The sequence below is a fragment of the Streptomyces sp. LS-MS-L19 genome, from assembly GCF_058382285.1.
Window position 1 is genome coordinate 3,148,929 of the sequence record NZ_JBYCLL010000001.1, and the last position, 14,834, is coordinate 3,163,762.

At 70.8% G+C, this 14,834-nt stretch carries 11 protein-coding genes; 5 read left to right on the forward strand and 6 right to left on the reverse strand.

The features are described from left to right. Positions 1-31 precede the first annotated feature (31 nt). Together AC2XR2_RS13905 and AC2XR2_RS13910 are read left to right on the forward strand one after the other, a co-directional pair. On the forward strand, positions 32-1,765 hold the full coding sequence (locus tag AC2XR2_RS13905) for an ABC transporter ATP-binding protein (RefSeq protein WP_381299863.1): 1,734 nt from the start codon (positions 32-34) through the stop codon (positions 1,763-1,765). Continuing rightward, on the forward strand, positions 1,765-3,693 hold the full coding sequence (locus AC2XR2_RS13910) for an ABC transporter ATP-binding protein (RefSeq protein WP_449348260.1): 1,929 nt from the start codon (positions 1,765-1,767) through the stop codon (positions 3,691-3,693). Before AC2XR2_RS13905 ends, AC2XR2_RS13910 begins: the two co-directional genes overlap by 1 nt. Positions 3,694-3,725: 32 nt before the next feature. Here AC2XR2_RS13910 and AC2XR2_RS13915 read toward each other — a convergent pair whose 3' ends face one another. The 5 genes from AC2XR2_RS13915 to AC2XR2_RS13935 all read right to left on the reverse strand — a co-directional run bounded on the left by AC2XR2_RS13915 (position 3,726) and on the right by AC2XR2_RS13935 (position 10,605). Continuing rightward, on the reverse strand, positions 3,726-5,018 hold the full coding sequence (locus AC2XR2_RS13915; protein ID WP_356454653.1) for an RNA polymerase sigma factor: 1,293 nt from the start codon (positions 5,016-5,018) through the stop codon (positions 3,726-3,728). Between the two features lie 101 nt (positions 5,019-5,119). Further along, positions 5,120-7,027, reverse strand: a complete 1,908-nt coding sequence (dnaG, locus tag AC2XR2_RS13920) for a DNA primase (protein WP_449348261.1) — start codon at positions 7,025-7,027, stop codon at positions 5,120-5,122. A gap of 29 nt (positions 7,028-7,056) precedes the next feature. Continuing rightward, positions 7,057-8,322, reverse strand: coding sequence for an NAD(P)/FAD-dependent oxidoreductase (locus AC2XR2_RS13925; protein ID WP_491515191.1), 1,266 nt, complete (start codon positions 8,320-8,322; stop codon positions 7,057-7,059). Between the two features lie 135 nt (positions 8,323-8,457). Next, a complete protein-coding gene (locus tag AC2XR2_RS13930) occupies positions 8,458-9,699 on the reverse strand; it encodes a deoxyguanosinetriphosphate triphosphohydrolase (RefSeq protein WP_491515192.1) in 1,242 nt (413 codons plus the stop codon). 132 nt (positions 9,700-9,831) lie between these two features. After that, on the reverse strand, positions 9,832-10,605 hold the full coding sequence (locus AC2XR2_RS13935) for a sirohydrochlorin chelatase (RefSeq protein WP_491515193.1): 774 nt from the start codon (positions 10,603-10,605) through the stop codon (positions 9,832-9,834). A 211-nt stretch (positions 10,606-10,816) separates the two neighbouring features. On the opposite strand from AC2XR2_RS13935, the gene AC2XR2_RS13940 reads away from it, so the two are divergent. The 3 genes from AC2XR2_RS13940 (at position 10,817) to AC2XR2_RS13950 (ending at position 14,294) form a co-directional block, all read left to right on the forward strand. Then, positions 10,817-11,503, forward strand: a complete 687-nt coding sequence (locus tag AC2XR2_RS13940) for a SanA/YdcF family protein (RefSeq protein ID WP_381299868.1) — start codon at positions 10,817-10,819, stop codon at positions 11,501-11,503. Positions 11,504-11,686: 183 nt separating this feature from the next. Next, positions 11,687-12,094, forward strand: coding sequence for an SH3 domain-containing protein (locus AC2XR2_RS13945; protein WP_449348264.1), 408 nt, complete (start codon positions 11,687-11,689; stop codon positions 12,092-12,094). A gap of 118 nt (positions 12,095-12,212) precedes the next feature. Next, positions 12,213-14,294: a molybdopterin oxidoreductase family protein gene (locus tag AC2XR2_RS13950; protein WP_491515194.1), complete on the forward strand. Its 2,082-nt coding sequence runs from the start codon at positions 12,213-12,215 to the stop codon at positions 14,292-14,294. Between the two features lies 1 nt (position 14,295). On the opposite strand, the gene AC2XR2_RS13955 is transcribed toward AC2XR2_RS13950, so the two are convergent. Continuing rightward, a complete protein-coding gene (locus AC2XR2_RS13955) occupies positions 14,296-14,718 on the reverse strand; it encodes a gamma-glutamylcyclotransferase family protein (RefSeq protein WP_381299871.1) in 423 nt (140 codons plus the stop codon). Positions 14,719-14,834 lie beyond the last annotated feature (116 nt).

A 14,834-nucleotide genomic window follows, 5' to 3' on the forward strand; every position in this document is an offset into this window, starting at 1 on the left:
CCGCCCCGTCGCCGACTCCGAGAGACGTAGCGTGCTCATACGACTTCTACGGACCTATCTCAGGCCCTACAAGAAACCCATCAGCATCCTGGTGCTGCTCCAGTTCCTCCAGACCTGCGCCACCCTGTACCTGCCCACGCTCAACGCCGACATCATCGACAACGGCGTGGTCAACGGGGACACCGGCTACATCCTCGGCTACGGCGCCCTCATGATCGGCATCTCGCTGGCGCAGGTGGTGTGCAACATCGGGGCCGTGTTCTACGGCGCCCGGACCGCCGCCGCGCTCGGCCGGGACGTGCGGGCGGCCGTGTTCGACCGGGTGCAGTCGTTCTCGGCGCGCGAGGTGGGTCAGTTCGGCGCGCCCACCCTGATCACCCGTACGACCAATGACGTGCAGCAGGTCCAGATGCTGGCCCTGATGACGTTCACCCTGCTGGTGTCGGCGCCCATCATGTGCGTGGGCGGCATCGTGCTGGCGCTCGGCCTGGACGTACCGCTGTCCGGGGTGCTGGTGGCGGTGGTGCCGACGCTGGGCATCTGCGTGACGTTGATCGTACGGCGGCTGCGGCCGCTGTTCCGGTCCATGCAGGTGCGTCTGGACACCGTGAACCGGGTGCTGCGCGAGCAGATCAGCGGCAACCGGGTCATCCGGGCGTTCGTGCGGGACGAGTACGAGGAGGACCGGTTCCGGAAGGCGAACACCGACCTCACGCAGATCTCCCTGAAGACCGGCAACCTGCTGGCGCTGATGTTCCCCGTGGTCATGACGACGGTGAACCTGTCGTCGATCGCGGTGGTGTGGTTCGGCGCCCACCGGATCGACAGCGGGGGGATGCAGATCGGTGATCTGACCGCGTTCCTCGCCTATCTGATGCAGATCGTCATGTCGGTGATGATGGCCACCTTCATGTTCATGATGGTGCCGCGTGCCGAGGTGTGCGCCGAGCGCATCCAGGAGGTACTGGACACCTCGTCGAGCGTGGTCCCGCCGACGGCGCCCGTCACCCAGCTGCGCCGGCACGGGCACCTGGAGATCCGGGCCGCCGGCTTCCGCTACCCGGGTGCCGAGGAGCCGGTGCTCAGGGCGGTCGACCTGGTGGCCCGGCCCGGTGAGGTGACCGCCGTGATCGGGTCGACCGGCAGCGGCAAGACCACCCTGCTCGGCCTGGTCCCCCGGCTGTTCGACGCGACCGACGGCGAGGTCCTCGTCGACGGCACCGACGTGTCCACCATCGAGCCCCAGCTGCTCGCGCGGACCGTCGGTCTCGTGCCGCAGAAGCCGTACCTCTTCGCGGGCACGGTCGCCACCAACCTGCGCTACGGCAATCCGGACGCCACGGACGAGGAGCTGTGGCACGCGCTGGAGGTGGCGCAGGCCAAGGACTTCGTCGAGCGGCTGGAGAACGGGCTCGACTCCCCCATCGCCCAGGGCGGCACCAATGTCTCCGGCGGTCAGCGGCAGCGGCTCGCCATCGCGCGCACGCTCGTGCAGCGGCCGGAGATCTACCTCTTCGACGACTCCTTCTCGGCCCTCGACTACGCGACCGACGCGGCCCTGCGCGCGGCGCTCGCCGAGGAGACCTCGGAGGCGACCGTCGTGATCGTGGCCCAGCGGGTGGCGACCATCCGCGACGCCGACCGGATCGTCGTCCTCGACGAGGGGCGGGTCGTCGGCACCGGCACCCACCGCGAGCTGATGGCGGACAACGAGACCTACCGGGAGATCGTGCTCTCCCAGCTCACGGAAGCGGAGGCTGCCTGATGGCCGGGCCCATGGGGCGCATGATGGCCGGCGGCGGTCCCGAGAACCGCTCGCTCGACTTCAAGGTGTCCGGCAGGCGGCTGCTCGCCCAGTTCAAGCCGGAGCGGTTCACCCTCTACGCGATGCTGGCCTGTGTCGTGGTGAGCGTGGGCCTCAACGTGGTCGGTCCGAAGATCCTCGGCCAGGCCACCGACCTGGTCTTCGCGGGCATCATCGGACGGCAGATGCCGGCCGGCGCGAGCAAGGAGGAGGTCCTCGCGGGGATGCGGGAGCGCGGCGAGGGTCAGGTCGCCGACATGCTCCGCAGCACCGACTTCACGCCCGGCGAGGGCATCGACTTCACCGCCGTGGGACATGTCCTGCTGTTCGCGGTCGGGGTGTTCCTGATCGCCGGGCTGCTGATGGCGGTGGCGACGCGGCTGGTCAACCGGACCGTCAACCGCACGATGTTCCGGATGCGCGAGGACGTCCAGACGAAGCTGTCGCGGCTGCCGCTGTCGTACTTCGACAAGCGCCAGCGCGGCGAGGTGCTGTCCCGGGCCACCAACGACATCGACAACATCGGGCAGACCCTCCAGCAGTCGATGGGCCAGCTCATCAACTCGCTGCTCACCATCATCGGGGTGCTCGCCATGATGTTCTGGGTGTCCTGGCTGCTGGCCCTTGTCGCGCTGGTCACCGTGCCGCTGTCGTTCGTCGTCGCCACGCGTGTGGGCAAGCGCTCGCAGCCGCACTTCGTGCAGCAGTGGCGCTCCACCGGCAAGCTCAACGCCCACATCGAGGAGATGTACACCGGGCACACCCTGGTGAAGGTGTTCGGCCGTCAGGACGAGTCGGCGGCGCAGTTCGCCGAGCAGAACGAGGCGCTGTACGAGGCCGGGTTCAAGGCGCAGTTCAACAGCGGGGTCATGCAGCCGCTGATGATGTTCGTCTCGAACATCAACTACGTGCTGGTGGCGGTCGTGGGCGGGCTTCGGGTCGCCTCCGGTGCGCTGTCCATCGGTGACGTGCAGGCCTTCATCCAGTACTCGCGCCAGTTCTCGATGCCCCTGACGCAGGTCGCGTCGATGGCGAACCTGGTCCAGTCGGGGGTCGCCTCCGCCGAGCGGGTCTTCGAACTCCTGGACGCCGAGGAGCAGGAGGCGGATCCCGAGGTCTCCGAGAAGCCCGAGGAACTGCGCGGGCGGGTGGCCCTGGAGCACGTGTCCTTCCGCTACGACCCCGAGAAGCCGCTCATCGAGGACCTCTCCCTGAAGGTCGAACCCGGGCACACCGTCGCGATCGTCGGCCCGACCGGCGCCGGCAAGACGACCCTGGTCAACCTGCTGATGCGGTTCTACGACGTCTCCGGCGGCCGGATCACCCTCGACGGCGTGGACATCGCCCGGATGACCCGGGACGAACTGCGCGCCGGGATCGGCATGGTCCTCCAGGACACCTGGCTGTTCGGCGGCACCATCGCGGAGAACATCGCGTACGGCGCCTCGCGCGAGGTGACCCGGGGCGAGATCGAGGAGGCGGCGCGGGCGGCCCACGCGGACCGGTTCATCCGCACCCTCCCCGACGGCTACGACACCGTGATCGATGACGAGGGCAGCGGGGTGAGCGCGGGCGAGAAGCAGCTCATCACGATCGCCCGGGCGTTCCTGTCCGACCCGGTGATCCTGGTCCTCGACGAGGCGACCAGCTCGGTCGACACCCGCACCGAGGTCCTGATCCAGAAGGCGATGGCCAAACTGGCCCACGGCCGCACGTCGTTCGTCATCGCCCACCGCCTGTCGACGATCCGCGACGCGGACACCATCCTGGTGATGGAGAACGGCTCGATCGTCGAACAGGGCACGCACACGGACCTGTTGGAGGCGGGGGGAGCCTACGCCCGCCTGTACAAGGCCCAGTTCGCACAGGCGGTGGCGGAGGTGGACTAGCGGAAAGGGGTCGTTGTGAAACGACCCCTTTCTCAGTCCAGGTATCCCCTCAACTGATCCGCAAAAGCGTGATCCCGCAGCTTGTTCAGAGTCTTCGACTCGATCTGCCGTATCCGCTCCCGCGTGACCCCGAAGATCCGCCCGATCTCCTCCAGCGTCCGGGGACGGCCATCAGCCAACCCGTACCGCAGCTGAACGACCTTCCTCTCCCGCTCCCCCAGCGTGGACAGCACCGCCTCAAGGTGCTCCCTGAGCAGCAGGAACGCCGCCGACTCCACAGGTGACGTCGCGTCGCCGTCCTCGATCAGGTCACCGAGGGCGACGTCGTCCTCCTCGCCGACCGGAGCGTGCAACGACACCGGTTCCTGGGCGAGTCGGAGGACCTCACTGACCCTCTCCGGGGCGAGATCCAGATGCGCGGCCACTTCCTCCGGCGTCGGCTCGTACCCGCGTTCCTGCAACATGCGCCGCTGCACCCGGACGACCCGGTTGATCAGCTCGACGACATGGACCGGGACCCGGATCGTCCGGGCCTGGTCGGCGAGGGCCCGGGACATGGCCTGGCGGATCCACCAGGTGGCGTACGTCGAGAACTTGTAGCCGCGGGCGTAGTCGAACTTCTCGACCGCGCGGATGAGACCGAGGTTGCCCTCCTGGACCAGGTCGAGCATGGTCAGGCCGCGGCCGACGTACCGCTTGGCGACGGAGACGACCAGGCGCAGGTTGGCCTCGATGAGGCGGCGCTTGGCCATCCGGCCCATCACCACCAGCCGGTCCAGGTCGAGCGCCAACTGGCTGTCCAGGGAAGGGGTGTTGCTCAGCTTCTCCTCGGCGAACAGACCGGCCTCGACCCGGCGGGCGAGTTCGACCTCCTCGGCCGCGGTGAGCAGCGGGATGCGGCCGATCTCCCGCAGGTACTGGCGGAACAGGTCCGAGGACGGCCCGCCGGTGTCGGTGGTGCGGCCGCGGGGTGGTTCGGGGGGCTCGACGGGTTCGGTCTCCACGGTGTCGAGCGCTTCGGCGGGCGGGGCGTCCGGCTCCGCCTCGGGGTGGTGCACGACACGGCTCTGCGGGGGCACCGCGACGAGTACGTCGGTCTCGGCGTCCGGCTCTGCCGTGTCGTCCGCACTGTTCTCGGTCTGTGTGAGGGTCTGGGTCTGCACGGGGGCGACCTCCAGGATGATCGCTGCCAAGGAGTACGGCAGCGGTACTTCGGGGGCGGAGTCGGCGGCCTCGCCGCTGTCCGTCCCGTACGCGATGAGCGGAACCGCGGGGGTCTGGGACCCGCTGGGGACGGATCGGCCGCGCTCCGAGGACTCAGGCACCGGAACCCAGTGTGGAGTACGACACATGGCCGCCACGAGGGGCGTGCGGTGACTTTTTGCAATCGGGCCGTGACCGTGCAGTTACCGCTCCGTACGGTTCCTCAGAGGGCGGAGGCCCCGTGCTCGCGTAGTGCCTGGCCGTACTGCTGGAGGACCCACAGTTCGTTCTGTACGGCGGCCAGGTGGGCAGGGTCGCCGCCGGTGCCGAGGCGGATCAGGGTGCCCTGGATCTCCTGGATGCGGCGGTCGACGGCGCGGCGGCGGACCCAGACGAGCTGTTCCCCCGCGTAGTTCTCGTCGACCGTGCGCCGCATGATCGCCTCGACGGCCAGCTCCGTGACCATCGCGCGGACCGCGTCGTCGGGGGCGGCCTCGCGGACCCGGACCAGGTAGTCCTGGGAGTCCTGGACGCCGTACTCGGCGCCGCCCGCGTCCATGATGGCCTGGCGTACGGCGGCGTAGGGCGGGGCGGTGAACTCGTCGACGCCGTACGCGTCGAAGGCCGGGGAGACCAGTTCGGGGCGCTGGAGGGCGAGCTTGAGCAGTTCCCGCTCGGTGGCGTAGACGGGGTTGCGCAGGGTGAGGGCGGGGCCGGAGACGGCGGGCCGGTGCGTCCCGTCGTACGACGGCTGCTGCGGCCCGCGTCCCTGCGGGGCCGGGCCCTTGCCGCCGCGGTCGCGGGCCCAACGCGCCAGCTGGGCCACCCGCTTGACGACGAACTGGGTGTCGAGGATGCCGAGCATGCCGGCGAGCTGGACGGCGACCTCGTGCTGGGCGCCGCTGTTCTTGATGCGGGCGACGATGGGGGCCGCCTCGTCGAGGGCGGCGGCGCGGCCGGCCGGGGTGTCGAGGTCGTAGCGGACGACGATCTGGCGCAGCGCGAACTCGAAGAGCGGGGTGCGGGGTTCGACCAGGTCGGCGACCGCGTCGTCGCCCTTGGCGAGGCGCAGGTCGCAGGGGTCCATGCCGTCGGGGGCGATGGCGATGTAGGTCTCGGCGGCGAACTTCTGGTCGTCCTCGAAGGCGCGCAGGGCCGCCTTCTGGCCGGCCGCGTCACCGTCGAAGGTGAAGATCACGCGGGCCGAGCCGTTGTCCATCAGCAGGCGGCGCAGGATCTTGATGTGCTCGCCGCCGAAGGCCGTGCCGCAGGTCGCGATCGCCGTCGTCACGCCGGCGAGGTGGCAGGCCATGACGTCGGTGTAGCCCTCGACGACGACCGCGCGGGAGGCCTTGGCGATGTCCTTCTTGGCGAGGTCGATGCCGTAGAGGACCTGGGACTTCTTGTAGATCGCCGTCTCGGGCGTGTTGAGGTACTTCGGGCCGTTGTCCGCCTCGTAGAGCTTGCGCGCGCCGAAGCCGACGACCTCGCCGCCGATGTCGCGGATGGGCCACATCAGGCGGCCGCGGAAGCGGTCGATGGGGCCGCGGCGGCCCTCCTGGGAGAGGCCCGACAGGAGCAGTTCCTTGTCGGTGAAGCCCTTGCCGCGCAGGAAGCGGGTGAGGTGGTCCCAGCCCTGGGGGCTGTAGCCGACGGAGAAGTGCGCGGCGGCGGCCTGGTCGAAGCCGCGCTCGGCGAGGAACTGGCGGCCGGTGTCGGCCTCCGGGCTGCTCGCGAGCTGCTCCATGTACCAGTCGGCGGCGATCTTGTGGGCCTCGACCAGCCGGATCCGCTCGCCGCGCTGGTGGGCGGGGTTGTAGCCGCCCTCCTCGTAGCGCAGGGTGATGCCGGCCTGGGCCGCGAGGCGCTCGACGGCCTCGGAGAAGGAGAGGTGGTCGACCTTCATCACGAACGTGATGGTGTCGCCGCCCTCCTGGCAGCCGAAGCAGTGGAAGAGACCCTTGCTCGGACTGACCTGGAAGGACGGCGACTTCTCGTCATGGAAGGGGCACAGGCCCTTCAGGTTCCCGCCGCCCGCGTTGCGCAGCTGGAGGTACTCGGACACGACGGCGTCGATCGGGACCGCGTCCCGTACCGCCTTCACGTCCTCGTCGTTGATCCGTCCTGCCACGCGTGAAGTCTACGGGGAGGTACTGACACCTACGGGACGAGGCTGACGAGTGGAACGTGCGGGTCCGCCAGCGCCTCCATGTCCACCTGAGCCCCTGACCGGATCAGTCCCTGAATCGGCTCTGTGACGTCCCACACGTTGACGTTCATCCCGGCCAGCACACGGCCCTGCTTCACCCAGAAGGCGATGAACTCGCGCTTGCCGGCGTCTCCCCGGATCACCACTTCGTCGTACGAGCCCGGGGGCGCCCAGCCGCTGTACTCCATCCCCAGGTCGTACTGGTCGGAGAAGAAATAGGGCACCCGGTCGTACGTCACCTGGCGGCCCAGCATCGCCCGCGCCGCCGCCGGGCCGCCGTTGAGGGCGTTGGCCCAGTGCTCGACCCGCAGTCGGTCACCGAAGAGGGCGTGGTGGAAGGAGGCCACGTCACCGGCCGCGTAGATGTCAGGGTCGGAGGTGCGCAGTTGTCCGTCCACCGCGATCCCGCCGCCGTGCGCCCGGTCCGCCAGCTCCAGCCCCGACTGCTCCGCGAGCGCGACCCGCGGGGCCGCGCCGACCGCCGCGAGGACGTCGTGCGCCGGGTGCTCCTCGCCGTCGTCGGTACGGGCGGCGAGGACCATGCCGTCCTGTCCGACGATCTCCGTCAGTCTCGCCCCGAAGTGGAAGCGGACGCCGTGCTCGCGGTGCAGCTCCGCGAAGACATTGCCGAGCTCGGGGCCGAGGACCGAGTACAGCGGGGTGGACAGGGGCTCGACGACGGTGACCTCGGCGCCGTACTCGCGGGCCGCGGCCGCGACCTCCAGGCCGATCCAGCCGGCGCCGGCGATCACGAGGTGGCCGTTGTCCCGGCCCAGGGTGGCCAGGACGCCCTTGAGGCGTTCGGCGTGGGCGAGGCGGCGCAGATGGTGGACGCCCGCCAGGTCGGTGCCGGGGATGTCCAGCCGCCGGGGTTCGGCGCCGGTGGCCAGCAGCAGTTTGTCGTAGTGGACGGCGGTGCCGTCCTCGCCGAAGCGGACCGTCTTCGCCGTACGGTCGATGGCGTCGACGGTCTCGCCGAGGTGCAGTTCGATGTCGTTGCGCGCGTACCAGGCGGGTTCGTGGACGAAGACGCTGTCGCGCTCCTCCTTGCCGAGGAGGTAGCCCTTGGAGAGCGGCGGGCGCTCGTAGGGGTGGTCGCGTTCGTCACAGATCAGTATCACGCGGCCGGTGAAGCCCTCCGTGCGGAGCGTCTCGGCCGCTTTCGCACCGGCGAGACCTCCTCCCACGATGACAAAAGTCTGATCCGCGTCGACCACTTGATGCCTCCTCTTTGACATGCCGCCACCTTGGAGCGTCCCGCACGGAGCGTGAGGGGGGAAGAGGGAGTGGCCCGATCAGGCCACGGAGGGTCACATTCGGGCGCGTTTCCCGTCACTCCTGTCGCGTGCTTTCTACACGTGCCCCATGAGACGCGCATGAAGCGAGCGGGCCGACGCGTCGGTCAGGGACGCGATCTGGTCGACGATCACCCGCTTGCGGGCACGGTCGTCGGGGGCCCGGTCGAACAGCGCGCGGAACTGCGGGTCGAGGCCGTCCGGGGCGCGGGCGGTGAGCGCCTCGGCGAGTTCCGCGACCACGATCCGCTGGTCGGCCCGCAGCCGCTCCTGCTCGGCGCGCTGCATGACGTACCGGTCGGCGACGGCCTTGAGGACCGCGCACTCCAGGCGGGTCTCGTGCGGTACGACGAGTTCGGCGCCGTATCTGGTGAGCCGCCCGGTGCCGTACCGCGCGCGCGTGGCGGCCTCGGCGGACAGGCAGAAGCGGCCGATGAGCTGGCTGGTGGCGTCCTTGAGGCGGGCCTGGGCGACGGCGGAGCCGTCGTAGCCGTGCGGCCACCACTCCTGGTCCTGGAGGCGGTCCAGGGCGGCGGCGAGTTCGGCGGGGTCGGTGTCCTCGGGGACGTACCTGCCGAGGGCGACCTCGAAGACCGCCCGGCGTTCCGGTTCGGCGTGCAGGCTGTTGGGGTCGATATGGCCCGCGTGCAGTCCGTCCTCGACGTCGTGGACGGAGTACGCCACGTCGTCGGACCAGTCCATGACCTGGGCCTCGAAGGTGGTGCGGGTGTCGGGGGCCTCCTTGCGGATCCAGTCGAAGACGGGACGGTCGTCCTCGTACACGCCGAACTTCCGGGTGGGGTGCGCGCCGCGTGCCCAGGGGTACTTGGTGGCCGCGTCGAGGGTGGCCCGGGTGAGGTTCAGGCCCACCGAGCCCTCCTCGGTGAAGCGCTTGGGCTCGATGCGGGTGAGGAGGCGCAGGGACTGGGCGTTGCCCTCGAAGCCGCCGCAGTCGTCGGCGAACTCGTTCAGGGCCTGTTCGCCGTTGTGACCGAACGGGGGGTGGCCGAGGTCGTGGGCGAGGCAGGCGGCCTCCACCAGGTCGGGGTCGCAGCCGAGGGCCGCGCCGAGTTCGCGGCCGACCTGGGCGCATTCGAGGGAGTGGGTGAGGCGGGTGCGGGGGCTGGCGTCCCAGACCTGGCTGAGGGTGCCCGGCGTGACGACCTGCGTCTTTCCGGCGAGCCTTCTGAGCGCGGCGGAGTGGAGGATCCTCGCGCGGTCGCGTTGGAAGGCGGTGCGGCCGGGGCGTTTGTCGGGTTCTGGGGCCCAGCGTTCGGTTGACTGCGGGTCGTACGGCATGTCTTGACAGTACGGGCAGGGACTGACAATTCGCCGGTGCGGCTGCCGGGTTCCGGTGATCGGGCGGGTGCGGGTCCGTTGTGGCTTGTCGCGCCCCGCGGCGGAGCCGCACATTGACACAGCCCCGCGCCCCTAAGCGGCTGACGTCACCCGAGCCGCCGATGCCTGGTCGTAGCGGTGCAGGATCAGGTCGGCCATCGCCGGGTGGGTGCCCAGCGGGGCCGACGCGATCCACGGGGCCTTCTCCGCGCACTGCCTGGCGAACAGGCCCGGAGCCGTGAAGTACGAGGCGACCGCGACCTTGTGGCGGCCCCTTGCCGTCAGGGCCCTGATCGCCGTTTCCACCGTCGGCGTGGCGGCGGAGGCGTAGGCGGGAACCACCGGGACTCCCAGGCGGTCCGCCAGGAGCTGGGCCGTGCGGCGGGTGTCCACGGCCGAGTCGGGGTCACGGGAGCCCGCCGACGCGAGGACGACGGCGCCGGCGCGGCGGGTCTCCTCGTCCGTGTGCCAGCCCGCCTCGACCAGACGGGCGTGCAGGGTCTCCACGAGCAGCGGGTGCGGGCCCAGCGGGGCCGCCACGCGCGTGCGTGCCCGGGACGCGGCCGCCATCTCCGGGATGTCGCGCTTCACGTGGTAGCCGCGGGACAGGAGCAGCGGGACCAGGACCGCCTCCGCCTGCCCCAGGGACGCCAGCGTGTCCGGGAGCAGCGGTTCGTTGAGCTCGATGTGGCCCAGGTGGACCGGCAGGTCGGGGTGCCGGTCGCGGAGCCGGTCCAGGAGGTCGTGGACCGTGCTCAGGGTGCGCGGGTCGCGGCTGCCGTGGGCCACCAGGACGAGCGCGGGCGGCTCGGTGCGGCGCCTGTCGTCGAGGGAGACGAGGCCGGGCTGGCTGCTGATCCGGTTCATGTCAGTGATGGTGGCGGGCCGAGGTTGCCTCCCCGTTTCACGGCAATAACGTGTGCTTTCCGGGGCTTCACGGTGCGGGGAGACGTCATGTGAGGTGGCGTGACCTGCGCTTTCGCGAGCGCGAGTGAGGCTGGTCACGCCGGGTTGGACGAACCGGGCGGCCCGGCGGGACGTCCTGGTTGTCGGAAAGCCGACCGGGAGGGACCGTCCGATGCGACTGCCGAAGGTGCGCAGACCCCGTCTGCCCCGCACGCGTGCCGGGCGGCGCAGGCTGGTGCAGGCCGTGATGGCGGGGTGTGTGCTCGCGCTGCTGCCGTCGACGTGGCTGTACGTCACCACGGAGGGCAGGCTGCGAACCCCGGCCGACGCGCCCCGTACCGCGGTGGCCGTCGTGTTCGGCGCCGGGCTGTGGGACGGCGAGCCGTCGCCGTACCTCGCCCACCGGCTCGACGCGGCGGCGCAGCTGTACCGGGAGGGGCGGATCAAGGTCGTCCTCGTCACCGGCGACAACAGCCGCGAGGACTACGACGAGCCCGACGCCATGCGCGCCTATCTGACCCGGCACGGCGTCCCGGACACCCGGATCGTCAGCGACTACGCCGGCTTCGACACCTGGGACTCGTGCGTCCGCGCCAGGAAGATCTTCGGCGTGGACCGGGCGGTGCTGATCAGCCAGGGATTCCACATCCGGCGCGCGGTCGCGCTCTGCGAGGCGGCGGGGATCACGTCGTACGGCGTCGGGGTGACCGACCGGCACGACGTCACCTGGTACTACGGCGGCGCGCGGGAGCTGTTCGCGGCGGGCAAGGCGGCCCTGGACGTGGCGTTCCGGCCGGATCCGCGGTTCCTGGGACCGAAGGAGCCGGGCGTGACGAACGCGCTGGCCTCGGCGCACTGAGGCGCGCTGAAGCGCACTGACACGTACTGAAGCGCACGGAGACCTGCTGAGGCGCGCCGAGCAAGCGGGTGCTCGGCGTCCGCACGGGGCGATGTGGTGAACGGTGCATGACACCCCACCGGCGGGACGCGACGGCCTCGCATGATGGGACGCGAGAGTCCGACCGCTACCCAGGGGGAAAGCATGCTCTCGTCCGTCAAGCACGCCCTGACCAGGCGTCGCCGGGCAGCCACCGTCATCGCCACGGCCCTGCTCACCGCGGGTGCCGGGCTGACGTTCGCGCCGTCCGCGAGCGCCGACCCGTTCCGGTGTCCGCCGGATGTCGGCAGTGACAGTCAGTCGCTGTGCGCCCATGTCATCAAGATCGACCCGGGCAGCTCGCTGACCGTCCGCTCCGGCCCCGGCAGCGGCTACTCCAACGTCGGCAGCCTGCCCAACGGGGCGATTGTCGAGGTGGAGTGCTGGACCTACGGCTCCGCGGTCCAGGGTTACACCATCTGGACCCGGCTCTACAGCGCCGGCGGCAGCCGGTACGTCAGCGACTACTACCTCGACACCGGACACGTGCAGAACTTCCTGCCCCGCTGCTGAGGTGAGAGCGGGCGAGTGCGCCCCTCACCGCTTCCGGGCCCCGAACGGGAGGTCGCCGTCTTGGGCGCGTAACAAAGGGCCCTCCCCGGCGTAACACGGCCGAAGCACGCTGAGAGACATGCCGAACTCCGCGACGCCCACGCACTGCCCGTACTGCGCCCTGCAGTGCGGGATGAACCTGACCCCCGCCCCGGACGGGACCGTGGAGGTCAGTGAGCGCGCGGACTTCCCGGTGAACCGGGGCGCGCTGTGCGGCAAGGGCCGTACCGCGCCCGCGGTGCTCTCGTCCCGGGTGCGCCTGACCTCCCCGTTGGTGCGCTCCGGGGGCACGCTGGTGCCCGCGACCTGGGACGAGGCACTGGACCGGATCGCCGAGGGGCTGTCCCGCACGCGCACGGAGCATGGCCCGGACGCGTGCGGGGTCTTCGGCGGCGGCGGCCTGACGAACGAGAAGGCGTACACGCTGGGCAAGTTCGCCCGGGTCGTCCTCGGCACCTCGCAGATCGACTACAACGGCCGCTTCTGCATGTCCTCCGCGGCGGCCGGCGGGATGAAGGCCTTCGGCCTGGACCGCGGGCTGCCGTTCCCGCTGGAGGACATCCCGAAGTCCGGCTGTGTGATCCTCGTGGGCTCGAACCTCGCCGAGACCATGCCGCCCTCCCTGCGGTTCTTCACCGAACTCAAGGAGAACGGCGGCACGCTGATCGTCATCGACCCGCGCCGCACGAAGACCGCCGAGCAGGCCGACCTGCATCTGATGCCCCGGCCGGGCACGGACCTGGCCCTCGCGCTCGGGCTGCTGCACCTGGTGGTGGCGGAGGGCCGTACCGACGAGGCGTACATCGGCGAGCGCACGGTCGGCTGGGAGGACGCGCGGGCCGCCGCGATGGCCCACTGGCCGGAGTACGTCGAGCGGATCACCGGTGTTTCGGTGCCCCAACTCCGGGAGGCGGTACGGCTGTTCTGCGAGCCGGAGTCCGCCATGGTGCTCACCGCGCGTGGGCCCGAGCAGCAGTCCAAGGGCACCGACACCGTGAGCGCGTGGATCAACCTGTGCCTGGCGACCGGGCGCGCGGGACGGCCGTACAGCGGATACGGCTGTCTGACCGGGCAGGGCAACGGACAGGGCGGGCGCGAACACGGCCAGAAGGCCGACCAGTTGCCCGGCTACCGCAAGCTGGACGACCCGGCGGCGCGGGCCCATGTCGCCGAGGTGTGGGGCGTGGACCCCGACTCGCTGCCCGGACCGGGGCGCAGCGCCTACGAGTTGCTGGACGCGCTCGGCACGGACATCAGGTCGCTGCTGCTGATGGGGTCCAACCCGGTGGTGTCGGCGCCGCGCGCCGCGCACATCGAGGAGCGCATCAAGTCCCTTGATTTCCTTGCCGTCTGTGACGTCGTCCTCTCGGAGACGGCGGCCCTCGCGGACGTGGTCCTGCCGGTGACGCAGTGGGCCGAGGAGACGGGCACGACGACCAACCTGGAGGGGCGGGTGCTGCTGCGCCGGAAGGCGATCACGCCCCCGGACGGCATCCGCAGCGACCTGGAGGTCATGCACGAGCTCGCCGACCGGCTCGGCGTGGAGAAGGGCTTCCCGACCGACCCCGAGGAGGTCTTCGAGGAGCTGCGGCGGGCGAGCGCGGGCGGTCCGGCCGACTACTCCGGGATCACCTACCGGCGCCTGGCCGAGGAGAACGGGGTGTTCTGGCCGTGCCCCACAGAGGACACGGCGGTGCACCCCGGCACCCCGCGGCTCTTCCTGGACCGTTTCGCCCACCCGGACGGCCGGGCCCGCTTCGTCCCGGTCTCGCACCGGGCGGTCGCGGAGGAGCCCGACGAGGAGTACCCGGTGCTGCTGACGACCGGACGGGTCGTGGCGCAGTACCAGTCCGGTGCGCAGACCCGCCGGGTGGACGAGCTGAACGCCGCCGCGCCGGGGCCGTTCGTGGAACTGCACCCGCGGCTCGCGGAGCGGCTCGGGGCCGCCGAGGGCGACCCGGTGGCCGTGGTCTCGCGGCGCGGGCGGGCCGTGGCCCCGGCCCGGATCACCCTCGGGATCCGCCCGGACACCGTCTTCATGCCCTTCCACTGGTACGGCGAGGGCCGCGCCAACACCCTCACCAACCCGGCCCTGGACCCGACGTCCCGCATGCCGGAGTTCAAGGCGTGCGCGGTGCGGGTGGAGGCGGTGGAGCGGTAGCTCACCGCGTCAGCCAGTCGCCGCTCTCGATCAGCTTGCCGTGCGCTCGCAGGCGTACGGCGACGGAGGGCGCGGCCACGTAGACCCACGCGCGTACGGCCGTGCCGTCGGCGACGCGCACGACCTCGTGGGCGACGCGTTCGTAGAGGTTGCGCGGGTCGCCCGGTGTGTACTCCTCCAACTCGTCGAGCGCGGTGAGCAGTTCGTCGTAGTCCTCGGGGTTCGCGGTGACGAGCTCGCCGAAGACCGGTCCGCCGTCCGGCTCCGCCACGGCGTACGGGTATCCGGGGCCGTCGTAGAGCAGCGCGTCGGGCAGCCGGCCCGGTTCCTCGGAGCGGACGCGGCCGCGCAGGAAGAGGTCGTGGTTGACCTCGCCGGGGCGGAGGGTGCCGTAGACGAAGAAGGGGAGGCTTTCGGGGGTCACAGAAACGATTCTCTCCCCTCACATACCTGCACGTGACGCGGTATGGACACGGCTTGTCATGGCCTCTTAAATCTTCGTCAACGTCCGCGCCACCCCCACGCGCCCCATTGGCGCCT